This window comes from Streptomyces sp. MS06, assembly GCF_047200655.1.
In the GTDB taxonomy this organism is placed as follows: Bacteria; Actinomycetota; Actinomycetes; order Streptomycetales; family Streptomycetaceae; genus Streptomyces.
Map to the genome: position 1 here is coordinate 60,641 of NZ_JBJZOJ010000010.1, position 22,189 is coordinate 82,829.

19 protein-coding genes are annotated in these 22,189 nt (G+C 72.0%); 14 read left to right on the top strand and 5 right to left on the bottom strand.

Annotated features, from left to right (window positions below):
- The first annotated feature begins 546 nt into the window (after positions 1-546).
- Positions 547-3,990, top strand: coding sequence for a glycosyl hydrolase (locus ACL02U_RS07230; RefSeq protein WP_412789819.1), 3,444 nt, complete (start codon positions 547-549; stop codon positions 3,988-3,990).
- 115 nt (positions 3,991-4,105) lie between these two features.
- Here the strand turns inward: ACL02U_RS07230 and ACL02U_RS07235 are convergent, their stop codons facing one another.
- Positions 4,106-4,360 (bottom strand): YrhK family protein, encoded by a 255-nt coding sequence (locus tag ACL02U_RS07235; RefSeq protein ID WP_412789820.1) that lies wholly within the window; start codon positions 4,358-4,360, stop codon positions 4,106-4,108.
- Between the two features lie 240 nt (positions 4,361-4,600).
- On the opposite strand from ACL02U_RS07235, the gene ACL02U_RS07240 reads away from it, so the two are divergent.
- Positions 4,601-4,834, top strand: a complete 234-nt coding sequence (locus tag ACL02U_RS07240; protein WP_412789821.1) for a hypothetical protein — start codon at positions 4,601-4,603, stop codon at positions 4,832-4,834.
- 155 nt (positions 4,835-4,989) lie between these two features.
- Here ACL02U_RS07240 and ACL02U_RS07245 read toward each other — a convergent pair whose 3' ends face one another.
- Both ACL02U_RS07245 and ACL02U_RS07250 read right to left on the bottom strand, forming a co-directional pair.
- Positions 4,990-5,289, bottom strand: a complete 300-nt coding sequence (locus ACL02U_RS07245; protein ID WP_412789822.1) for an SHOCT domain-containing protein — start codon at positions 5,287-5,289, stop codon at positions 4,990-4,992.
- A 52-nt stretch (positions 5,290-5,341) separates the two neighbouring features.
- Entirely contained in the window at positions 5,342-5,785 is a 444-nt protein-coding gene (locus ACL02U_RS07250) for a DUF6325 family protein (protein WP_412789823.1), read from the bottom strand.
- Between the two features lie 278 nt (positions 5,786-6,063).
- Here ACL02U_RS07250 and ACL02U_RS07255 point away from each other — a divergent pair, with 278 nt between their 5' ends.
- Entirely contained in the window at positions 6,064-6,195 is a 132-nt protein-coding gene (locus tag ACL02U_RS07255) for a hypothetical protein (protein WP_412789824.1), read from the top strand.
- A 197-nt stretch (positions 6,196-6,392) separates the two neighbouring features.
- Here ACL02U_RS07255 and ACL02U_RS07260 read toward each other — a convergent pair whose 3' ends face one another.
- Positions 6,393-8,336 (bottom strand): protein kinase domain-containing protein, encoded by a 1,944-nt coding sequence (locus ACL02U_RS07260; protein ID WP_412789825.1) that lies wholly within the window; start codon positions 8,334-8,336, stop codon positions 6,393-6,395.
- Between the two features lie 248 nt (positions 8,337-8,584).
- Positions 8,585-9,526, bottom strand: a complete 942-nt coding sequence (locus tag ACL02U_RS07265; protein ID WP_412789826.1) for a ScbA/BarX family gamma-butyrolactone biosynthesis protein — start codon at positions 9,524-9,526, stop codon at positions 8,585-8,587.
- A gap of 196 nt (positions 9,527-9,722) precedes the next feature.
- Between ACL02U_RS07265 and ACL02U_RS07270 the strand changes: the two genes are divergently transcribed.
- From ACL02U_RS07270 to ACL02U_RS07320, 11 genes are all read left to right on the top strand, one after another.
- On the top strand, positions 9,723-10,373 hold the full coding sequence (locus ACL02U_RS07270) for a ScbR family autoregulator-binding transcription factor (RefSeq protein ID WP_412789827.1): 651 nt from the start codon (positions 9,723-9,725) through the stop codon (positions 10,371-10,373).
- A gap of 509 nt (positions 10,374-10,882) precedes the next feature.
- Positions 10,883-12,226 (top strand): sugar phosphate nucleotidyltransferase, encoded by a 1,344-nt coding sequence (locus ACL02U_RS07275; protein WP_412789828.1) that lies wholly within the window; start codon positions 10,883-10,885, stop codon positions 12,224-12,226.
- A gap of 70 nt (positions 12,227-12,296) precedes the next feature.
- The gene (locus ACL02U_RS07280) at positions 12,297-13,010 is read left to right on the top strand and encodes an SDR family oxidoreductase (RefSeq protein WP_412789829.1); all 714 of its coding nucleotides are present in this window, start codon (positions 12,297-12,299) and stop codon (positions 13,008-13,010) included.
- Between the two features lie 172 nt (positions 13,011-13,182).
- Positions 13,183-15,363 carry an AGE family epimerase/isomerase gene (locus ACL02U_RS07285; RefSeq protein ID WP_412789830.1) on the top strand — a complete coding sequence of 727 codons (2,181 nt, stop codon included), beginning with the start codon at positions 13,183-13,185 and terminating at the stop codon, positions 15,361-15,363.
- Between the two features lie 168 nt (positions 15,364-15,531).
- Positions 15,532-16,971, top strand: coding sequence for an ankyrin repeat domain-containing protein (locus ACL02U_RS07290; protein ID WP_412789831.1), 1,440 nt, complete (start codon positions 15,532-15,534; stop codon positions 16,969-16,971).
- A 115-nt stretch (positions 16,972-17,086) separates the two neighbouring features.
- A complete protein-coding gene (locus ACL02U_RS07295) occupies positions 17,087-17,395 on the top strand; it encodes a muconolactone Delta-isomerase family protein (RefSeq protein ID WP_412789832.1) in 309 nt (102 codons plus the stop codon).
- A gap of 24 nt (positions 17,396-17,419) precedes the next feature.
- Entirely contained in the window at positions 17,420-18,253 is an 834-nt protein-coding gene (locus tag ACL02U_RS07300; RefSeq protein WP_412789833.1) for a type 1 glutamine amidotransferase domain-containing protein, read from the top strand.
- A gap of 219 nt (positions 18,254-18,472) precedes the next feature.
- Positions 18,473-20,143 (top strand): thiamine pyrophosphate-binding protein, encoded by a 1,671-nt coding sequence (locus ACL02U_RS07305; RefSeq protein ID WP_412789834.1) that lies wholly within the window; start codon positions 18,473-18,475, stop codon positions 20,141-20,143.
- 24 nt (positions 20,144-20,167) lie between these two features.
- Entirely contained in the window at positions 20,168-20,764 is a 597-nt protein-coding gene (locus ACL02U_RS07310; RefSeq protein ID WP_412789835.1) for a DJ-1/PfpI family protein, read from the top strand.
- Positions 20,765-20,787: 23 nt separating this feature from the next.
- Positions 20,788-21,480 (top strand): EthD domain-containing protein, encoded by a 693-nt coding sequence (locus ACL02U_RS07315; protein WP_412789836.1) that lies wholly within the window; start codon positions 20,788-20,790, stop codon positions 21,478-21,480.
- Between the two features lie 2 nt (positions 21,481-21,482).
- Positions 21,483-22,184: an SDR family NAD(P)-dependent oxidoreductase gene (locus tag ACL02U_RS07320; RefSeq protein WP_412789837.1), complete on the top strand. Its 702-nt coding sequence runs from the start codon at positions 21,483-21,485 to the stop codon at positions 22,182-22,184.
- Positions 22,185-22,189 lie beyond the last annotated feature (5 nt).

Below are 22,189 nucleotides of genomic sequence, written 5' to 3' on the forward strand. Positions count from 1 at the left end.
CTCATCCCCGACATTTCGGAGGCGGGTGGACCCCCGAGAGGGGTGTGTCGGCCGGTGGTGACGTATCGGATCACAGCAGTGAGAGAGCGCTCTCGCGAGCGTCCCCTCACGTGCTCGACCCGTCGTGACACGGCCTCCCATGGCCTCGGGTTCCGGATGGACGCGTAGGAAGTCCCAGTTCGGGACGGTCGCTCGAGAAGCGCGTGTTGCACGCATGTTGACACTGCGTGAAGGCAGTCCCTAGCCTCCCCGTGCTGAGAACGCTCTCACGGCTGTCCGGAGGGCGTGCTTTCCAGCCCCGCGCGACTGACCGGCGCCCGGGGCCCACCCACCCCCGCAGATGCACCGCACGAGCAGGAACCGCTCCCCGGACCGTGCACGACCCCCGTGACACCCCACTCACAGGAGATCCCCATGCTCTCAGCGAGTCGTCCACCCTCGGGAACAGGGAGACGCAGCGCGCCCCAGGGCGCCGGTGCCGCCGCACCCCGCACACGCCTCCGAGCAGCGCACCGCCCCCCGCGCACGGTCGTGCTGGGGGTCGTCGTGGCACTGCTCGGAGCGGCGCTGGCCCTGCTCACCCCGCACACCGCCCGAGCCGAGGCGGTCGGCGAGGGCAGTTACACCACCCAGCCGCCGGGCCCCCTCCCGTCCGGCTGCGCAGACCTGTCGACCGATCCCCGCCACTGGGTGACCTCCCACGCGCCCTCGGGAGCCGTACCCACCAACGACTGGTGGTCCTCGATCCTCTGGAAGCGCACCGACTGCGCCTACGGGGAACCGCTGTACGCCCAGCCGCTCGGCTACCGCGCCCAGTCGGGCGGCCTCGGAGTCTCCTACAGCACCACGCCGACCGTCTCCGGCGGCGCCACCGGCGTGGGCGAGTACCACTACGACTACGCGGAGGACTTCGTCGTCGGCGTCACGGACCTGGCGGCCCCCGAAGTGAAGGTCGACGACTGGAGCGACTGGACCGTCAGTCCGCTCCTCACCGACGGCGCACACTCCCTGCGCGCGACCATAGGCTCCGGCCTGCCCTTCGCCTACTTCCGCGCCACCGGTGGCGACGCTCGCATACGAGCCGCCTCCGGCGCGGACGTGACCGTGTGGTCCAACGCCGGCGCGACGATCGGCTACCGGGTCAACGGACACGACTACGTCGCCTTCGCGCCCAGCGGTTCCACCTGGACCGTCGACGGCACGACCCTCACCTCCGCACTGGCGGGCAAGGACTACTTCTCCGTCGCGGTGCTGCCCACCACGCCCTCGACCTCCGCGTCCGACCGGTCGGCCCTCGCCGCCGCGTACGCGAGGTACGCCCACGACCACGTCACCGGCACCGCCGTCTCCTACCGCTACGACGAGGGCGACAGCACGGTCACCACGACCTACCGGTTCACCACCACCGCCATGGAGGGCTCGGAGACCGGGACGGTCGCGGCGCTGCTCCCGCACCAGTGGCGCCATCTGGCCTCCGGCAGCCCACTGCCGCAAAATTATGTCTCCTCCCGCGGCGCCCTGAAGGTGCTCACGGGCGTCGGCTCGTTCTCCACGACGATGGTCTTCCACGGCGTACTGCCCGAGATCCCCGCGGTCGCAGACAGCTCCGGGGCCGACGCCACGACGCTGCAGGACTACCTCGCGGCCGAGGAGGCCGACCCCACCAGGCAGCAGGGCGACGACACCTACTGGACCGGTAAGGGACTCGGCCGCGCCGCGCGCCTGGCGGAGATCGCCGACCAGACCGGGAACACCGCGGTCCGCGACGCCGCCCTGGCCGCCATCAGGACCAAGCTCACCGACTGGTTCACCGCCTCACCCGGCGAGACGGGGCACCTGTTCTACTACGACGGCAACTGGGGCACCCTGATCGGCTACCCCGCCTCCTACGGTTCCGACCAGGAACTCAACGACCACCACTTCCACTACGGCTACTACATCGCCGCCGCGGCGACCCTCGCCAAGTTCGACCCCTCCTGGGCCGCCGACGCCCGGTACGGCGGCATGGTCGACCTGCTCATCCGCGACGCCGACAACTACGACCGCAGCGACCGGCGGTTCCCGTACCTGCGCGACTTCGACGTCTACAGCGGTCACGACTGGGCCTCGGGCCACGGCTCGTTCGCCGCGGGCAACAACCAGGAGTCCTCGTCGGAGGGCATGAACTTCGACAACGCCCTGATCCAGTGGGGTGTCGCCACCGGCAACAGGGCCGTCCGCGACGCCGGCATCTACATGTACACCACACAGGCCGCCGCGATCCGGGACTACTGGTTCGACACCCGGGACGAGATCTACCCGGACGACTTCCCGCACCGGCAGGTCGGCATGGTCTGGGGCAACGGCGGCGCCTACTCGACCTGGTTCTCCAGCGCCCCCGAGCAGATCCAGGGCATCAACCTGCTGCCGGTGACCGGCGGGTACCTGTACCTCGGCGACGACCCGGCCTACGTGCGGGCCGACTACCAGGAGATGCTGCGGCAGAGCGGCAGGACGAGCCCCTCCCTCTGGAAGGACATCTGGTACGAGTACCTGGCCCTCGGCGACGGCGACGCCGCCCTCGCCGACTTCCGGGCCGACCCCTCCTTCACCTCCGAGGAGGGCGAGAGCAAGGCGCACACCTTCCACTGGATCCGCAACCTCGCCGCGCTGGGCACCGTCGACACATCGGTCACGGCCGACAGCCCGCTGACGGCAGTCTTCGTGAAGGACGGCCGGCGCACCCACGTCGCCGCCAACATCACGGCGACCGACGCGACCGTGCACTTCTCCGACGGCACCGCGATCCAGGTCCCCGCCGGGAAGACCGTGGCCTCCGGGGCCCTGAACTGGAGCGGCGGCACCGCCACCGGCGGCACCCCGCCCTCACCCACCCCCACGGACTCCGCCACGCCCACCCCCACGGACTCCGCCACGCCCACCGGTTCCCCGAGCCCGACCGACTCGGCCACGGCCCCCGGTTCGCCGTCACCGACCGGGTCGCACACCGCCGGTTCCGGTTCGTCGTCGTCGACGCTGTATCTGCTGGGGGACGGGACGTTGTCGGGGGTGGCGGGTGTTTCGGGGAGTGTGGTGGTGCCGTCGGGGGACGGTGGCAATCATGACGGGGCGCCGTATCGTCCGGTGACGTTGACCGCGGCGGGGTTGAACATGGCGTATGGCGGGGGTTCGGCGTCGTTCGATCTCGCGGTTGATGCGGGTGGTGTCGTGGGGGATGCGGTGCAGGTGCAGTTGTCCTACGACTGCACGGGTGACGGGTCCTGGGACCGGGTGGAGGTGTACCGGTACTTCGCCACTGATCCGGTGGCGGGCTGGGAGCACTACACGGATGCTTCGGGTCTGTTGTCCGCGACGGGTGCGGCGTGCGACCTGGTGGACGGAACCGTGCAGGCCAAGGTGTGGAACGCGCTCGGCAGCAGTCCCGGCGCCCTCGGCACCGGCGACCTCTCCGCACTCCACCTGCCCTACAGCTCCGACGGTGCCACCGCCACCGCGACGGCCACGGCCGGTTCCGGTTCGTCGTCGTCGACGCTGTATCTGCTGGGGGACGGGACGTTGTCGGGGGTGGCGGGTGTTTCGGGGAGTGTGGTGGTGCCGTCGGGGGACGGTGGCAATCATGACGGGGCGCCGTATCGTCCGGTGACGTTGACCGCGGCGGGGCTGAGCATGGCGTATGGCGGGGGTTCGGCGTCGTTCGACCTGGCGGTTGATGCGGGTGGTGTCGTGGGGGATGCGGTGCAGGTGCAGTTGTCCTACGACTGCACGGGTGACGGGTCCTGGGACCGGGTGGAGGTGTACCGGTACTTCGCCACTGATCCGGTGGCGGGCTGGGAGCACTACACGGATGCTTCGGGTCTGTTGTCCGCGACGGGTGCGGCGTGCGACCTGGTGGACGGAACCGTGCAGGCCAAGGTGTGGAACGCGCTCGGCAGCAGTCCCGGCGCCCTCGGCACCGGCGACCTCTCCGCACTCCACCTGCCCTACACCTGACAGCAGCGGTGGAGGGCCTGCAGCCCAAGGGTCCGGGCTCTCCACCCGAGCACCTCACCCAGCCTCCCGGGCCGCCTCGCTGTACACGGCACGGCCTCGGGTGCCCCGGGCCGGCTCAGGACACCATGTCCCGCCGCGGGGCGACGGCTCGCTGTCGCGACTTTCGCTCATGCCGGACGAAGGCCTCGCCGATGGTGCCCACGAGCATGCCGAAAGAACCGATCACGAACAGCCACAACGCGACCCGCTCCAGGCTCGGGAAGAGGAAGAACACGCTGCCGACCAGGAAGGTCGTGTTGCCGACACCGCCGATGACCAGGTGGATGAACGGGAAGTCCTGGATCAGATACCGCTCGAGTCGGGCAGGCAAGCCGCCTCCTTTCTCCGGGGACACGTTCGGACCTCCGCAGGGCGGAGACCGATCGCGTACCACCGGAGGACGCTCCCAAACAGGTGAGGCGCCCCGGTCGGCCGCGAACCCACCCGCACGTGTCACGGCTGCGGCCGGCCTGCCGACCTTTCAGCCGGCCGGAACGAGTACCCGGACGCGGATCCCGTCGACAACGTCGGCTTCCTGGTCGACGGTGAGGTCTTCCACCCGGGGGACGCGTTGACCGTGGTCGATGCGCCGACGCTGCTGCTTCCCGGCCAGGCACCATGGCTGACGGTGCCCGACATGATCGGCTATCTGCGCCGGATGGCGCCACGCCGTGCCTACGCGGTCCACGACGGTCTGCTGAACGACTGGGGCCTGAAGGTCCTGGACGACGTCCTCGCCATGGAGGCCAAGCGCGCGGCCACCGACATCCGGCGGCTGCGCCCCGGTGAGAGCGTCGAGGTGTGAGCGGCATCCCCTGCACGTGCCTCAGCACTGCCGCCGGTGCGCCCCCATCGTCCCCCTGACCATCCGTCCGAAGCCGGCGGACCGTCCGCCGCCCACCCGGTGCTGCCGGGCGGCCGACGGACGGTCCGGTCCGGCCGGGTGGTGAGCGCGTGACGTCAGGACTCCAGGATCCTGCGCTTCTGCTCCTCGAACTCGGCGTCGGTGAGCACGCCCTGCGCCTTGAGCTCGCCGAGCTGCTTGAGCTGGTCGATCTTGTCGGTCATATCGGGGGCGGGCGGGGGCGCCGCCGGCTCGGCGTAGGACGTCGAGCGCGGTGCGGATGCCTCGTTCGGGTACTGCTGCTGGGCCTGCGCGGCCCAGCGTCCCTGCTGTCGTCGGGACACGCGGTTCGACACCGCGGTCGCCGTCCCGGCGACGACGGCGGTACGCGCGACCCCGCGGATGAGACCTGGCATGACAGTTCCCTTCCTGTCCTCGGGCTGTTCCGGAGCCGTCACCGGCTCCACTTCACTGGGCGGCCTCGGCCTCGTCGAGTGCGGAGACCAGGGCCGGGACCGGGATCCGCCCGGAAGCGACCATCCTGGCGCCGCCACGGCGAAGAGCGGCCGCGAACGGTGCGGCCCAGCGGTTCTCGTAGACGAGGACGCCGGCCGAACTCCCCGGCTCCAGAGCCGAGGCCGCCTCTTCCAGGTCGTCCTGGCCGAGCAGCCCGGACGATGCGCCGTCGAAGACGGACAGGTCGAGTTCGCCGTCCCCGGTGAGGTCGGCGAGCTCCAGACCGACGATCGATCCGTCCTCGTCCTTCCTGACGAACATCAGGTCCAGGATCCTGATGAGGCCCCGGTCCACGAGGTCCACCAGCAGGGGAAGCCCTTCACCCGTCATCCTGTTGCCCGGGAACTCGATGACCAGGTAGTCGATCGGGCCCACTTCTTCGAGTTCGTCACTCACGGTGTCACCTCTGTCGCTCACTGCTTGTTCGCCGGCCGTCGTGCCACACCCCCCGGCATCGATTGCATCACCGGGCCCTCAGCGCCGCATCCCGGTGCGCGCCCGCTCGCCCCCGCAGCGCCGATCGGCTGCTCACCTCACCCGAATGGCCGCCCCGCGAGGCCCCTCCGAGGGGTCCGTGCTGGCATGGATGACACCTCCGTGTCGACACTGGGAGGGGGTACAGAATGCGAGAGATGTGGTGCGGTGCAGGCCCGTCCGGAGAAGCGGCGTGGCATGTGCTGGAGACGGACAGGACCTCGACGCTGTGCGGCGTGCAGAAGCACGAGGAGCCCGGCGGACGGGAGTCGACCGACAAACACTGCTTTCCGTGCATGCAGGCGCTTCAGGCCGTCATGGCGGCCGGCTGAGTGACCACCGGGTCGCCCTCCGCCGGCTGCCCGGGCCGGATGCGGATCACCCGGCTCCGAAAAGGGGCCGGGTGATCCGCATGTGACGGGTGTTCCGCAGGTGACGACCGGCCGGCACCATGCCCCACTCGGCGTGCCGGCCGGTCGTCCTTGCCCATGGCGCGACCGGTGCCGGCTCCCGCCCGGTCCGCCGCCCCTCAGGACCGCTCCGTGGAGAACGTCGTGCAGTTGGGGCCGTAGATCCGTCCGTCCAGGTGGTTCGGGAGCGAGGGATCCCGGGCCGCCTGGAGGTCGACGGCGACGTAGCCCGGTGGCTGCTCGATCCAGTGGGTGGCCCGCAGGGTCAGCAGGCCGTTGACGAACGTCCCCGACATGGCGAACGACCCCCGCGGGACCTGCGGGTTCGATGGTGCGGGATAGAACGCGAACACCGCGTCCGCGGTGCCGTCGTCGTGCTGCTCGATGGTGAGCACCAGACCGGTGATCCCCTGGTTGCAGACGTAGCTGCCGTTCCAGCGGCCCGAGAGGCTCACCCCGTCCCCGGACTCCGGCGACGGGTCGGCGGACGGGGTGTCCGAGGTCGGCCCGGTCTCGGCGCGGGTCTCGTACGGCGTGGGCGACGGGCTCGCGGGCTCGGTGTACGACGACTCCCGCGACGGGGTGCCGGGGGGCGAGGCGGGCGGTGAGCCCCCGGCGTCGGAGGCCGGGACCGCCCCGGTGCGGGACCCCCGTCCGGACACGCCACCGAACACGTCGTCCACCCGCCAGGCCACCAGGCCGACGGCGAGGACCGCGGCGAGAACGGCGGCGACGACGACCCCGCGCCGCCGTCCGGGGGAGCCCCCGGCGCCGCCGCCGGGCCTGCCGGGTACCGGGGTGGGCAACGTCCCCGGCGGCGGGGTGCTGTACGGCGGCGTCCCCGGCGGTGCCCCGTAAGGCGGTGGCGTGCTGCCGTACGGCGACGCCCCCGGAGGTCCGCCGTACGGCGGCGTGCTCGCGCCCGTGCCGTGCCCGGCGGGCGCCGGCGGCCCGAAACCGCCCCCGGTCGGCGTCGGCGGCCCGAAACCCGGCCCGGCCGGCGAGGCGCCGGACTCCGCGCCGGCCCGGCCCGCGTCCGGAGCGGTCACCGTGGGCGGATACGAGGGCGGCGGGGTGGCCGGAAGCGGTCCGGTCGCGGTGGGCGGCCGGCCCGGCGCCGGCCGCGGGCCGCGCGGCCCGCCCGGGTCCGAGGCCCCCGCCGCCGCCCCGTCCCGCACCTCCCGCACCGTGGACGCCACCGCGGGCGGAAGCCAGTCCGCGCTCGTGAAGAGCAGCGTCGTACGGGCCGCGCTCGCCGCGTCCGTCAGTTCCGCGAGCAGCTCCCCGACGCCCGGACGTTCCTCCGGCTGCTTCGCCAGGCATCGCCCCACCAGCGCCCGCACGGGTGACGGCACCACGTCCAGGTCGGGTTCGCCGTGCACGATCCGGTACATCAGGCCCTGGGCCGAACCGGTGCCGAACGGTCCCGCGCCGGAAGCCGCGAACGCGAGGACGGCGCCCAGCGCGAAGACGTCGCCGGCCGGTCCGACGGGCTCTCCGGTGAGCTGTTCGGGTGACATGAAGCCGGGCGTCCCGATCACCACCCCGGTACGGGTGAGCGCACTCGCCTCGGTCGCCGTGGAGATGCCGAAGTCGATGACCCGGGGCCCGTCCGCGGCCAGCAGCACGTTGGACGGCTTGAGGTCGCGGTGCACCAGCCCCGCCGCGTGGATCGCCTCCAGGGCCTCGGCGAGTCCGGCGGCGAGAGTCGTCACCCGGTCGGCGCCCCACGCCCCGAACCGTGCGACGGCGGCGTCCAGGGAGATCCCGGGTACGTACGCGGTGGCCAGCCAGGGCGGGTCAGCCTGCGTGTCCGCGTCCACCACGCCCGCGGTGAACACCCCGTTCACCCGGCGGGCGGCGGCCACTTCGCGGGCGAACCGCAGCCGGAAGGCGGTGTCCTCGGCGAGTTCGGGCCGCACCACCTTCACGGCGACCGCGCGACCGCCCTTGGAGCGGGCCAGGTACACCCGCCCCATGCCGCCGGCTCCCAGCCGCCCCACCACCCGATAGGGCCCCACCCGGTCCGGGTCCCCCGCCACTAGCGCCCCCACAGCTTCCATCGGCCCCCCAAGGTCATCCCGTGCAGGGCTGACATCATGACGCCAGCAGACGCTTGAAGTACCCGTTTACGGCGAACTTGTGACGACATGCGCGCAGTGCGGGCGAGTCGTCCCGAACCAGCGGGGTGCGGGCGAGGCGTCCGCACCCCGCCCGCCCGCCGCGAGCGTGGCCGTCCGCCGTGCGGGCATCCGCTCCGGACCCGTCGGCGTGGCGCTCGCGCCGGGGACGGCCGGATGCCCGCGTCGGGTCACAGCCGACCGAGTTCGGCGAGCGTGGCGGAGGCGGTGAACGCCAGGTCGTCGCCCTGTCGCGCGTCGACCCGGATGGTGGGCTGGGGTGCGACGCCCGGTTCGCGCCGGGTCTCGATCAGGCACTGGGTGTCGAACTCGACGTACCGGTTGAAGGCGACCTCCATCGACGTCACCATCACCGGGCCCGACGGTTCGTGCGCGGCGTGCGCGGCCTGCCTGGCCGCCTCCAGCAGGAGCATCCCCGGCACATGGTCGACCGGGTGGTCGAACAGGGTCGGATGGCCGGTGTCGACCCGCAGCCGCCAGGCGCTGCTCCCCGGCACCTCCGACAGCACGACGTCCGAGCGGCGGCTGCGTCCGGTCCTGGCACAGGGCAGCGGTTCGGTGGGGGCGGGCGCGCTGGCGAACACCGAGGGGACGTCGCCCCGCCCCCGGCGCAGCCGCCGGTAGAGCTGCGGCGCGTGACAGCCGAACCGGGTGCTGGCCGAGGTGAGGAACTCGCCGTCGCGGAAGGCCACGATGTCCATGGACATCGCCGCGGGCAGGCCCCGCTGGTGTCTTATGTCGTGGCATCTGACGTGCAGTTCCAGCTCCGTCGGCGTCCGCTCCGCCCGCATCGCCCGCGGGTCGAGAGCGAACAGGAAGTGGGACCAGCTCAGTTGGTATCCGAACGGCACCCCGTAGGCCGCGTGGCTCAGCAGCGGCAGCATCTGGCGGATGGTCTCGCACAGCAGCAGCGGGTCGTGCATCCCGTGCTCGGTGTCGTAGAAGGTGTGGCAGCGAGGCCACTGGGCGGTGACGGTAAACGTGTCGGGGGCGTTCTCCCGCCATCCGGTGAGGAAGACCTCCGACACCGCGGCGCGGTGCACGTACTCTTTGGCGACCGTCGTGGTCAGCGTGATCTCTTCTGTGGTACGTCGTTCCCTGGACGCAAGCATGCCGCTCCCCTTGTGGTGGCGTGCGTGATGGTCCGGCCCGTCACGGGCCGCTCAACCGGTTGTGTCCGGGCAGACATGGCACTCCACACTGTTGTCTCCCCCAAACCCCGGTGCAGTGCTGCTCCTGGTCTGAGCCGAGGAGCCACAGGTAAAGTAAAGGGTGTTCGTTTTGTTTGTCGAGTAGCTAGGGGCGGCAGTGTCGGAGCCGAAGCAGGAACGGGCGTTGCGGACCCGCAAGGCCATCCTCGTGGCCGCGGCGGAGGTGATCGACGAGAGCGGCTACAGCGGTGCGAGCATCAGTAAGATCATGAATCGCGCGGGTGTCACCCAGGGCGGCATGTATTTCCACTTCAAGTCCAAGGAGGCGCTGGCGCAGGCGGTGATGACCAGCCAGCAGCAGGCGGTGAGCCTGCCCGACGGCCCCGACGGGCTGCAGCGGCTGGTGGACATGTCCTTCCAGATCGCCGCCGAGCTGCGCACCAACGTGCTGTTCCGCGCCGGCGTGCGGCTCGCCGTCGAGCAGGGCGAGTTCGGGCCGAACGACGACACCGCCTACCGCGAGTGGGCGGAGCGCTTCCACGGCCAGCTCGTCGCCGCCGAGGGGCGCGGCGAACTGCTGCCCGACCTGGACCTCTGGGAGTTCGCCAACGTCCTCGTCAGCGCCTACACGGGGACCCAGTTGTACTCCAACGCCTCCAGCGGACGCGCCGACCTGCCGGAGCGCCTGGTCTCGATGTGGCGCTACCTGCTGCCCGCCGTCGCCACTCCCCAGGCCAGGGCCGAGCTCACCTTCGGCTCGCAGTCCACCGCCCCCTCGGTCGGTCGGGCGGCCGGAGGCCGCTGCTGATCATCCGTCCCGCTGCCGCCCGGCGGTCTCCGCATGGACCGTGCGTCCGTGCGTCCGTGCGTCCGTGCGTCCGTGCGTCCGTGCGTCCGTGCGCCGTGCGTCCGTGCGCCGTGCGTCGGCCTCCGCCGGGGCGGGGCCGGGCCCCGCGCACGCGACGACGAGGGCCGCGGCGGCGCCCCGCGCCCTCGTGCCGGCGCGGGCGGATCGCCGCGGTGCGTCGAACGGCGCTCAGGTCGATCGGTTGGTCATGCCGGCCCGGTTGGAGTCATTCAGTTGACTGACTGACGATGACTCGTCCGGCGACTCGGTGACCCCCTCGCGGAGGGTGGAGGTTCGCCGAAAGGGCAGGTCGCCACCCACTTGGCGAGGTGCGTTCGAGGGTCGATGTGCCCCGTCGCCCCTTCTGGAGCCACACGGCCTTGGCCATAGATATGACTCAGTGCTTGACATTCCATGACTGGATTCAGTTATATCTGTGGAGTCGTCACGGGCTCTTTGGGGGTAGTGCGGTGAGTGGAAGCGAGCAGGAACCGGTAGCGATCATCCTGGCCGGCGGCCGAGGGGAACGCGCGAAGCCGATCACTCTGGAATCGGCCGACTACATTCGCAGCAAGGCGCTGATCCCCTTCGCCGGACGCCCACTCATCGAATGGGTGGTGCAGGCCTGCCGAGCCCAGGGAATCCGGCGCTTCCACGTGGTGGCCCAGGGGCAGGAGAACCGCAGCCAGATCAAGTCGCTCCTGGAACACGGCGAGCGGTACGGCGTCGAGGTGCGCTACTCACGTCCCGCTCTGGACCGCTACAACGTAGGTTCCGGCGCCGCCACCCTGCACAACCTGGAGCAGTGGGACCTGACCGGTCCCGCCCTGGTGCTGCCCGTCGACTCCGTCTTCGAGTTCTCCCTCGAGAACCTGCTCGCCGCGCAGCGGCGCACCGGCGCGGTCGTGACGGTCGCCTCGGTCGAACGCGGCTGCGCCGACGTCGCCGGCAAGTACGGGGCGATGCTCGCCACCGGCGGACTGGTGAGGGGCTTCGTGGAGAAGCCCGACGCGGAGCAGATCGCCGCATCCTTCCCGCCCGGCGTCGTCGACGGCAGCATTCCCATCCCCACCAACGCCGGCATGTACCTCGTCGACTGCCGCAGACTGCGCGAGGTGACCCGCCGGACCGAGCTGAAGCGGCTCGCCCAGCAGCGCCTCGACTGGGGTGGGGACCTGCTGCCGTGGCTGGTGCGGCACGGCCTGCCGGTTGCCGCCCAGCCCATCGCCGCACTGGGCGACCTGGGCAACGTACAGGACTACCTGGAAACCCTGCGCGACGTGCTGTCCGGTGGGTATCCGCAGATGAACCGGCTGATGCCGCCGCCGCGAAGCCTCAGCCCCCGCCACTGGATCCACGAAAGCACCCTCGCCACCCGGGACGACCTCACCGGCACCACGCTCGCCGAGAAGATGGACCGCGGGCGGGTCGTCGTCGGTGAGGGCGTGCGGATCGGACGCCACGTCACCATCGGCCCCGACGTGCGGCTGGAGTACGCCGACATCGGCGACGGCGCCGACCTGCGCGAGGGCGTCCAGGTCACCGGCAGCTACTGCGGCGACGCCGCGATCGTCGGCGCCCATGCCCGCATCGCCGACTCCTACGTCGGGCCGATGACCGAGATCCGTTCCCGGCGGGCCGCACCGGTCCTCCTGGAGCGCTATTCCGCCGTCGGCGACGGCGCACAGCTCTCGCCCGGCAGCGCCCTGTCGGGAGTCCAGGTCTACCCCAGGCTGGAGATCCCCCGGCTGCCGGAGATCCCCCGGGGCACCCGCTTCACGTCCCCCGACGACGTCCTGCGCTGGGCGGCCTGAGGGGCCGCCGCTTCCCGCAACGCGCCCTCCCGCTCAGCGTGCACGCTTCCCCCGAGCTGAGGAGTCACCGATGGACCACCCCGTTGCCGTGATCGGAGGCACCGGCCGCACCGGCCGGCTCATCGTGCGGGACCTGCTCTCGCACGGCGAGCAGGTCCGGGTCCTGAGCCGAAGATCCCCCGGCCCGCGATCCCTGCCGCCGGGCGCCGAGCACCACCCCACCGACGTCCGCCTCGCCGAGTCCCTCCGCCGTCCCCTGCACGGCTGCTCAGCCCTCGTGTACTGCGTCGAACCGGGTACCGACAACGAGGGACGCGACCGACCCGAGACGACCATGAGCCAGGGCGTGCGCCACGTCCTCGCCGCCGCCACCGCGGCGGGGGAGCGGCCGCACGTCGTCCTGGTGAGCCAGATCCACGCCACCCACTCCGCACACCCGCTCAACGCCTACGGCAGGCTGATGGACTGGCGGTACGCGGGGGAGGAGGCGGTACGCACCTCAGGGCTGCCCTACACCGTGGTCCGCCCCGGCTGGCTCACCGACGAGCCCGCCGGCTCCCAGGGCGTCATCCTGAGCCAGGGCGACACCCAGACCGGGGTCGTCGCCCGCGGCGACCTCGCCCAGGCCTGCCTGCAGGCCCTGTACTGCCCCGCAGCACGCGGACTGACCTTCGAGCTCTTCAACCGCTCCGGCGGCCCGCTGCAGCCCGCCGAGACCCGCACCCCCGCCTGGGACCACGCCTTCGCGGCCCTCGACTACGACCCGGCCCTGACGGCCGCCTGACCGACACACCGCACAGCACACCCCGCATCCCCCCGCACACCCCCCGCCCCCGCACATCCGCAGACCGGCCCGCACCCACCGGCACGCCTCCCGCCCGCGCGCATCCACCCGGCACGACATCCGCCCGCCGCAGCGCTGCCGCAGTGCTGCCCGACCACGGAGACCCGATCCGATGACCGCAGACCCCGACACCCGTCGCACGTACTCCGACAGCATCGCCGGATACGTCACCGTCTACGAGCCCACCCGCTCCCGGTTCGGCCTGCGCACCTCGGACGACCGCGAGGTCACCATCCGCCTCGGCTCACTGGTCAGTTCGCAGATCGTGCGCAATCTGGGCGAGCCACGCCGGGACACCACCGCAACCACCCGCGACATGCTCGCCGAAGGCCGCTACGTCCAGGTCTACGGTCTCTTCCACCAGCAGGAGGACGGCCAGTGGGTGGAGGCCCACACCATCACCTTCCCCGAGGAGTCCCGCGGCGCCTACGTCTTCGAGCAGCCCGGCTGGTGGGTGCGCCAGGCCGCCGAGATCGCCGACTTCTACCTGCGGGCCCACTTCCCCGACGGGGTGTACGACTGGCGCAACTTCCGTACCCACGTCACCCTCTCCGGCACCCACCTGCCGGACACCGGGCAGGACGTCCGCCAGGAGACCGACACCATCTCCCGACTGGTGTACGGCCTGGCCACCGCCTACATGCTGACCGGCATCGAACGCTTCCTGGAGGCCGCCCGCTCCGGCTCCGCCTACCTGCGCGAGCACATGCGGGTACTCGACGACCGGCAGGGCGTGGCCTACTGGTACCACGGCATCGACATCACCCCCACCGGCCAGCGCAAGGTCTACGCCTCGGAGTTCGGCGACGACTTCGACGCCATCCCGATGTACGAGCAGATCTACGCGCTCGCCGGCCCCACCCAGACCTACCGGATCACCGGCGACCCCGAGATCCTCGCCGACATCGACCGCACGGTCACCCTGTTCCAGCGCTTCTTCCGGGACGAACGGCAGGGCGGCTTCTTCTCCCACCTCGACCCCATCACCATGGACCCGCGGGCCGACTCCCTGGCGCGCAACCGGTCGCGCAAGAACTGGAACTCGGTCGGCGACCACGCACCCGCCTACCTGATCAACGCCTATCTCGCCACCGGCCGACCGGACTTCGCCGAGCTGCTGGAGGAGACCGCCGACACCATCACGCGGCACTTCCCCGACGAGCCCCGCAGCCCCTTCGTCCAGGAGCGCTTCCACGAGGACTGGAGCGCCGACCGCACCTGGGGCTGGCAGCAGAACCGCGCCGTCGTCGGCCACAACCTCAAGATCGCCTGGAACCTCACCCGGATCCGCGCCCTCGCCGACAAGCCCGAGTACTCCGCCCTTGCCGAGCGGATCGCCCAGACCATGCCCGCAGTCGGCAGCGACCAGCAGCGCGGCGGCTGGTACGACGTGGTCGAACGCACCCCGGACGCCTCCGGCGCCCACCGCCTGGTCTGGCACGACCGCAAGGCCTGGTGGCAGCAGGAGCAGTCGATCCTCGCCTACCTGATCCTGGCCGGTGTCACCGGCGACCCCGAGCACCGCAGGCACGCCCGCGAGGCCGCGTCCTTCTACAACGCCAACTTCCTCGACTACGACGACGGCGGCGTCTACTTCAACGTCCTCGCCAACGGAATCCCGTACCTGCTGGGCACCGAACGCCTCAAGGGCAGCCACTCGATGTCCGGCTACCACTCCCTCGAGCTGTGCTACCTGGCCGCCACCTACACCGGGCTGCTCCTCACCTCCGAACCCCTCACCCTGCACTTCCTCCCGGTGCCCGACGCACTGCCCGGACGCGTCCTGCGGGTCGCCCCCGACCTGCTGCCCGCCGGCACCATGGTGCTCGACCGGGTCTGGGTCGACGACGTGCCCCACCACGACTTCGACGCCAAGCGGCTCACCGTGACACTGCCGCCCGGAGCCCGGCCGGTCCGGGTCCGGGCGGAGATCGCCCCGGCCGAGATGCGGCTGCGCATCCGCAGCGAGTCCGACGGCGAGACCGCCCGCATCCGGTTCACCGGCACCATCGACCACCACGAGCTGGAGAAGTTCCGCCGGGGGGTCGCCGAGGTGCTGACCGGGATGCCCGGCCGGGTCGAGTTCGACCTCGGCGAGGTCACCGAGATGTGCCGGCCCGCCATCAACGAACTGCTCTTCCAGCGCGCCAAACTCGGCCTGGAGGCCGCCTTCGTGATCGTCGGGGACGCCCGTCCCGACATCGCCGCCGACCTGCTGGCCACCGACGCGTTCGTGATCCCGCCCGCCGAAGCCGGTACCGAAGCCGGTACCGAAGCCGGTACCGAAGCCTGACCCGCAGGCGCCCGCCCCGCCCCCGCCGGGGAACCGCCCACCCCACGCGGGCCGCGCACCCGACACCGCGCTCCCGCCCGCAGCGAGCATCTCCGACACCGCGCCCCGCCACCGAGCATCCGGCCGCCGAGCACCCGGCCACCGAATCCCGAGAAGGAGCCCGCGCTCATGGACAGCAGCCGCACCCATCAGATCGTGGCCGACTGGTTCGACGCCCTCAGCCGCGGCGACATGGACGCCGTCTTCGCCACCCTCGCCGACGACGTCCTGTTCGAACTGCCCCAGGACGAATGGAACCAGGCCATCCCCTATCTCGGCCGCCACGAGGGGTGCGAGGCGGTCGCCCGCGCCTTCGCGATCCGCGGCGAGACCACCGAGGTCATCGACTACGGAGTCCGCGACCTGCGCGCCGAGGGCGACACCGCCTACGCCGTCGTCTACACCCTCGGCGCCCACACCCGCACCGGGCAGCGCTTCGAGATCGAGGACGCCCACCGCCTGACCGTCGACAACGACGGCCGGATCAAGCACTGGAAGGTCTACTTCGACCCCAACGGCGAGATCGCCGCCTTCCACGCCGACCGGCAGCAGCGCCTCGACGAGGCCGTGCGCACCGGCGACGCGGAGCTCGCGTCGGCCGCGGTCGCCGCGGGCGCCGACGTCGACCGGCGCGCCCCCGGCAGCGGCCTCACCCCGCTGCACCTCGCCTCCGGCGCCGGACACACCGATGTGGTCCGCCTGCTGCTGGACGCCGGCGCCGACCCCTACACCGTCGATCCGCGCGGCGGCGCCACCGCCCTGCACAAGGCCGTCCAGGCCGGCAGCCTCCCGGTGGCCCGCGCCCTGGTCGAGGCCGGTGCCTTCGTCGACGCCGTCACCCCCACCACCGGCCACACCCCCCTGATGGACGCCCTCTGGTACAAGTTCCCCGACCTGGTGGAGTACCTGCTCGCCCACGGCGCCGGCCTGGAGATGCGCACGCACTACGGGTTCAGCCTCCAGGAGCACTTCGACTACGAGCTCAACGTCAACACCCGCGGCAAGGACCTGCTGCTGCGCTCCGAGCGGCTGCTCCGGGATCGCCGCGCCCGCGACGCCGCCGCGGCCGCCGGCCAGCGGCTGATGGCCGCCGTGACCGAGGGCGACGAGGTCGCCGTCAAGGAACTCCTCGCCGAGGGCGCCGACGTCGACGAGACCTTCCCGCACATCGGGGGGTTCAACGACGGCCACACCCCGCTGCACGTGGCCTGCCGCGACGGGCACACCGACCTGGTCGGCCCGCTGCTGCAGGCCGGCGCCGACGTCAACGCCGTCGAACCCTGCTTCGGCGCCGTCCCGCTGCACAAGGCCGTCTACAACGGCCACGCCGCCATCACCGCGCTACTGGTCGCGCACCCCGGAGTCGACCTCGACTTCCAGGGCGCCACCAACGGCTACACCCCGCTGCACGACGCCCTGTGGCACGGCTACGAGGACTGCGCGCGCCTGCTCCTGGACGCCGGCGCCCGCACCGACGTCCGCGGCCACGACGCCAGGATCCCCCTGGACATCGCCGAGGACGTCTTCGGCGCCGGCCACCCCCTCTGCGACCGACTGCGCGCCGCCTGACCCCCCGCGGCTCGCCGGTCCTGCGGGCCCCGCCCCGTGGCCTCCGGACCGGCCCCGACCGCCGCCCCGACCGTCCGCACCACGCCCGGCACCACCACCCGACAAGGAGACACCGATGCTCTTCTACGTCCAGATGAAGTGGAACCACGAGGGCCGCATCTCGCTCGACGAACTCTGGGAGATCGAGCAGGAGGAGGCCGAGCACGCCGCCGAGACCGTCGACTCCGGGTTCTGCGTCGGCATCTGGAAGGTCGCCGCCCAGAAGCGCGTCATCGCCATCATCGACTCCCCGGACGCCGAGGAACTCGACCGCACCGCGCTGGGCCGGCTCCCGATGCGCGAGTACCTGGAGTTCGAGGAGGTCTGGCCGCTGCGCGACTACCTCGGCTTCGCCGACGACGTCAAGAAGCGCTACCAGGTCTGAAGCCCCGGGAAGGGAACATCCGCCATGAGCAAGCGCATCCTCATCGTCCTGTCCGAGTACGGCTACTGGGGCGAGGAACTCGTCGGCCCCCTGGAGACCTTCGAGAAGGCCGGCTACCAGGTCACCTTCGCCACCCCGACCGGCAAACGCGCCCAGGCGCTGCCGCCGAGCATGGACCCGCACTACATCGACCCGCCGCTCGGCCGGTCCGTCACCAGCCCCGAGACGGCCGTCAAGGTCCGCGCCCTGGACAGCTCCAGCCGCCTCGACAGCCCCCTGGACCTCTCCGCCTGGCTGCCCGAACGCCCCTACCGCAGCGACAGCAACTTCCTGCGCACCTTCGAGGCCTACAACTCCCGCCTGGAGAGGGTGGCCGAGGAGGTCGCCGACCAGTACGACGCACTGCTCATCGTCGGCGGCAGCGGCCCCATCGTCGACCTCGCCAACAACCAGCGCGTCCACGACCTGATACTCGCCTTCCACCGCCTGGACCTTCCGATCGCCGCCGAGTGCTACGGCGTCGCCGCCCTCGCCTTCGCCCGCGACCAGGACGCCCGCACCAGCATCATCCGCGGCAAGCGCGTCACCGGGCACTGCATCGAGTACGACTACAAGGACGGCACGGGATTCCTCGGCACCGACTTCGTCATCGGCCCGCCCCCGTACCCGCTGGAGTACATCCTGCGCGACGCCACCGGCCCCGACGGCGCCTACATCGGCAACTTCGGCAAGGAGACGTCGGTCATCGTCGACTACCCCTTCATCACCGGCCGGTCCACCCCGGACTCCTACCTCACCGGCCAGAAGGTCGTCGAGGTGCTGGAGCAGGGACTGCGCCGGTGGGGCTTCGCCGCCTGACGCCGCGCACCCCGTCAGCGGCCGGGCGGGGCCCCGGTTCCCCGTCCCGCGACTGCCCGCCCGGCCACCCCCGGTCACCCCGCCCGGCCACCCCCGGTCACTCCGCCCGGCCACCACCGGACACCCCGCCAGGTCCCCCATCTGCCACCCCGTCCGGCCACCACCCCGCGACCGGCCCGCCCCCGGCGGTCGGCACACCCGACGAAAGGCGGCCCCAACATGCACAGCAGACCTGCCAGGATCGCGCTGCTCGAGCAGCTCCGGGCGGACGGCGTCCGCCACATGTTCGGCAACCCGGGGACGGTGGAGCAGGGGTTCCTCGACGAACTGCGCCGGTTCCCCGACATCGAGTACGTCCTCACGCTGCAGGAAGCGGTCGCGGTCGGCATCGCCGACGGCCACGCCCGAGCCACCCGCAACCCCGCCGTGGTCCAGCTGCACAGCGGCGTCGGCCTGGGCAACGGCATCGGCATGCTCTACCAGGCGATGCGCGGCCACGCCCCGCTGGTCGTCCTGGTCGGCGAGGCGGGCGTGAAGTACGAGAGCATGGACGCCCAGATGGCCGCCGACCTGGTCGGCATGGCCCGGCCGGTCACCAAGTGGGCGACCCGGGTGGTGGACCCCGGCTCCACCCTGCGCACCCTGCGCCGCGCCTACAAGGTGGCCGCCACCCCGCCGTACGGGCCGGTCCTGGTCGTGCTGCCCGCCGACGTGATGGACCGGCCCACCGCCGAACCGGTCGCGGCCACCTCCGTCCCGGTCACCACGGTCGCCCCCGACGCCGCGACCGTCACCCGGGCCGCGGAACTCCTCGCCGGCGCCCGCCGCCCGCTGATCGTGGCAGGCGACGGCGTGCACTTCTCCGGTGCCCAGGAGGAACTCGGCGCGCTGGCCGAGGAGTGGGGGGCCGAAGTCCGGGGCGCCGACTGGGCCGAGGTCAACCTGCCCGTCGACCACCCCTGCTACGGCGGTCAGCTCGGCCACATGTTCGGCGAGAGCAGCGCACAGGTCACCCGGGAGGCCGACGGCGTCCTCGTGGTCGGCACCTATCTGCTGCCCGAGGTGTACCCGGCACTCGACGAGATCTTCCAGCCCGGCACCCCGGTCGTCCACGTGGACCTCGACAGCGGCGCCATCGCCAAGAACTTCCCCGTGGACCTGGGCATCGCCGCCGACCCCCGGTCCACCCTGCCGCTGATCACCCGCGCCCTGCGCGACCGCCGGCCGCCCGCCGCGCGGCAGGCCGCCGCCGACCGGGTCCGCGCCCTCGCCTCCCGGTCCCGCGCACGGCTGGAGGCGGAACGCGCCCTCGACGAGGCCCGGGCCGCCGACACGCCGATGCCCGCGTCGGTGTTCGCCGCCGAACTCGCCCTCAGGCTGCCCGAGGACGCCCTGCTCTTCGACGAGGCCCTCACCTCGTCGCCGGACATCTTCCGCCACCTGCGCGCCAACCGGCCCGGCCGGTGGTTCCAGACCCGCGGCGGCTCCCTCGGCGTCGGCATCCCGGGCGCCGTCGGAGCCAAACTCGCCCACCCCGACAAGGAGGTCGTCGGCTTCACCGGCGACGGCGGCAGCATGTACACCGTCCAGGCGCTGTGGACCGCGGCCCGCCACCGCATCGGCGCCAAGTTCGTCGTCTGCAACAACGGCGGATACGAACTGCTCAAGGACAACATCGCGCAGTACTGGCGCCAGGAGGACATCCCCGAGCACGACTTCCCGGGCCTGTTCGACCTGACGCCCGAGATCGGCTTCGTCGAGCTCTCCCGCTCCCTGGGCGTGCCGGCGCTGCGCGTGGAGAAGGCCGAGCAGGTGCCGGCCGCCGTCGAGGTGATGCTCAGCCAGCCCGGACCGTACCTCGTCGACCTGGTCACCGCCCGTCCGCGCTGACCCGCGACCCGAAAGGAGAGTCCCGTGCGACTGCTCGGCCACAAGATCGCCGTCCTGATGGAGAGCGACTACTACGAGCCCGAGATCCTCTACTACCAGCAGCGCTTCCCCGAGGAGGGAGCCGAGGTCCACTTCCTGACCCGCCTGTGGGGCGCCGGCGCCCAGACCTTCAGCGGCCACGAGCACCAGTTCCCCTTCGAGGTCACCCGCAGCTTCGAGGACCTCGACGACGCCGCACTCGGCGAGTACTCCGCCGTCATCGTGCCCTCCGGGATGGTCGCCGACCGGCTGCGGTACACCGAGGACGCCGCCGTCCTGCCGCCGGCCACCGCCTTCCTCGGCCGCGCCTTCGACGACCCGGGCATCCTCAAGGGGATCATCTGCCACGGGATGTGGCTGGCCGCACCGATCCCCGACGCGGTCCGCGGCCGCCGCGCGGTCGTCCACAACAACCTCCTGGGCGACCTGCGGAACATGGGCGGCATCTACGTCGACCAGGACGTCGTCATCGACGCCGATCTGGTGACCGCCCGCACCGGCGCCCACTGCCACCTGTTCGCCCGGACCCTCATCGACCTGATCGCCGAACGCGCCCCGCGCACCGCGCCGCAGGCCGCCTGACCACGACCACGGGAGCCACCGCCATGATCCATCAGCTGATCTTCGCCCACCCCAGGCCCGGCATGACCGAGGAGGAGTTCCACCGCTACTGGCTGGAGGTCCACGGCCCGAACTACGCCATGAAGATCCCGCAGATCGTCAAGTACTGCATCGACACCCGCATCCCGCTGGGCCCCGAGCCCGCCGACCCGCTGTGGAGCGGCATCGCCGAGATCTGGCTCCGCAACGACGAGGAGCAGCTCGCCTCGCTGCAGTCGCCGGAGTTCCTCCAGGGCGCCCGGCTCGACGAGCCCAACTGGGCCGCGTTCTGGCGCACCGTCGTGCTGGACACCGAGGCGCACACCGTGCTGCCCGGCCCCGGGGCCGCCCGCCCGCACCCCGTCAAGCTGGTGCTGCTGGTCAAGCGGGCCGCCGGCACCGCGGTCGCGGACTTCCGCGAGCGCGCCCTGGGCGAGCACGCCAAGGTCGCGCTGGGCGTTCCCGGCCTGGAGCGCTTCCAGCAGTGCCATGTCCGCGACGGCGGCTACGCCATCGGCGAGCCGGTCCTGGACGCCGCCTGGCAGCTCTGGTTCGAGGACGAGAACGCCCTCGAACGGGCCGTGACGAGCCCGCAGTTCGCGGCCTTCGAGGAAGACCTGAAGTCGTTCACCGAGCCCCGCTGGATCCACCGCATGGCGGTGCGCGAGCACTGGCTGATCGGCTCGGAGGACGCCTGAGCATGGCCACCGCGCCGCAGCGCACCGCGCTGATCACTGGAGCCAACCGGGGGATCGGGCTCGCCGTGTGCCGGCAGCTCGCCGCGCAGGGGGTCGACGTCGTACTGACGGCGCGCGACCTCCCGCGCGGCCGGCAGGCCGCCGCCACCCTCGCCGACGCCGGACTGAGCGTGCGCGTGGAGCGGCTCGACGTCACCGAAGCCGACAGCGTCACCGCGTGCGCCGCCCGCCTCGCCGACGACGGCGTCGGTGTGGACATCCTGGTCAACAACGCCGGGACCTACCCCACGGCGCCGTTCTTCTCCGTACCGGAGGAGACGATGCGGCAGACCCTCGACGTCCACCTGATGGGAGCCTTCCGCACCTGCCAGGCCTTCGTCCCCGGCATGGTCGAACGCGGCTGGGGACGCGTCGTCAACGTGTCCTCCACCGGCGGCGCGATGACCCGTTCGACGCCCGGCCCGGCCGCCTACGGCATCGCCAAGGCCGCGCTGAACGCCCTGACCCTGGTGGTCGACGCCGCCGTCCCGCCGTCGGTGCAGGTCAACGCCGTGTGCCCGGGCTGGGTGCGCACCCGTATGGGCGGCGCCCAGGCCCCCCTGAGCGCCGAAGCCGGCGCCGACACCGTCACCTGGCTGGCCCTGTCGTCCGAGCCGGGCGCCGGCGGCGGCTTCTACCGAGAACGCCGCCTCATCCCCTGGTGAAGCGA

What these genes read in the sequence shown, in the direction of transcription:
- ACL02U_RS07315 (WP_412789836.1), top strand. Translation starts at nt 20,788, where the DNA reads ATGATCCATCAGCTGATCTTCGCCCACCCCAGGCCCGGCATGACCGAG.
- ACL02U_RS07290 (WP_412789831.1), top strand. Translation starts at nt 15,532, where the DNA reads ATGGACAGCAGCCGCACCCATCAGATCGTGGCCGACTGGTTCGACGCC.
- ACL02U_RS07265 (WP_412789826.1), bottom strand. Translation starts at nt 9,526, where the DNA reads ATGCTTGCGTCCAGGGAACGACGTACCACAGAAGAGATCACGCTGACC.
- ACL02U_RS07245 (WP_412789822.1), bottom strand. Translation starts at nt 5,289, where the DNA reads ATGCCAGGTCTCATCCGCGGGGTCGCGCGTACCGCCGTCGTCGCCGGG.
- ACL02U_RS07295 (WP_412789832.1), top strand. Translation starts at nt 17,087, where the DNA reads ATGCTCTTCTACGTCCAGATGAAGTGGAACCACGAGGGCCGCATCTCG.
- ACL02U_RS07285 (WP_412789830.1), top strand. Translation starts at nt 13,183, where the DNA reads ATGACCGCAGACCCCGACACCCGTCGCACGTACTCCGACAGCATCGCC.
- ACL02U_RS07280 (WP_412789829.1), top strand. Translation starts at nt 12,297, where the DNA reads ATGGACCACCCCGTTGCCGTGATCGGAGGCACCGGCCGCACCGGCCGG.
- ACL02U_RS07305 (WP_412789834.1), top strand. Translation starts at nt 18,473, where the DNA reads ATGCACAGCAGACCTGCCAGGATCGCGCTGCTCGAGCAGCTCCGGGCG.
- ACL02U_RS07320 (WP_412789837.1), top strand. Translation starts at nt 21,483, where the DNA reads ATGGCCACCGCGCCGCAGCGCACCGCGCTGATCACTGGAGCCAACCGG.
- ACL02U_RS07260 (WP_412789825.1), bottom strand. Translation starts at nt 8,336, where the DNA reads ATGGAAGCTGTGGGGGCGCTAGTGGCGGGGGACCCGGACCGGGTGGGG.
- ACL02U_RS07300 (WP_412789833.1), top strand. Translation starts at nt 17,420, where the DNA reads ATGAGCAAGCGCATCCTCATCGTCCTGTCCGAGTACGGCTACTGGGGC.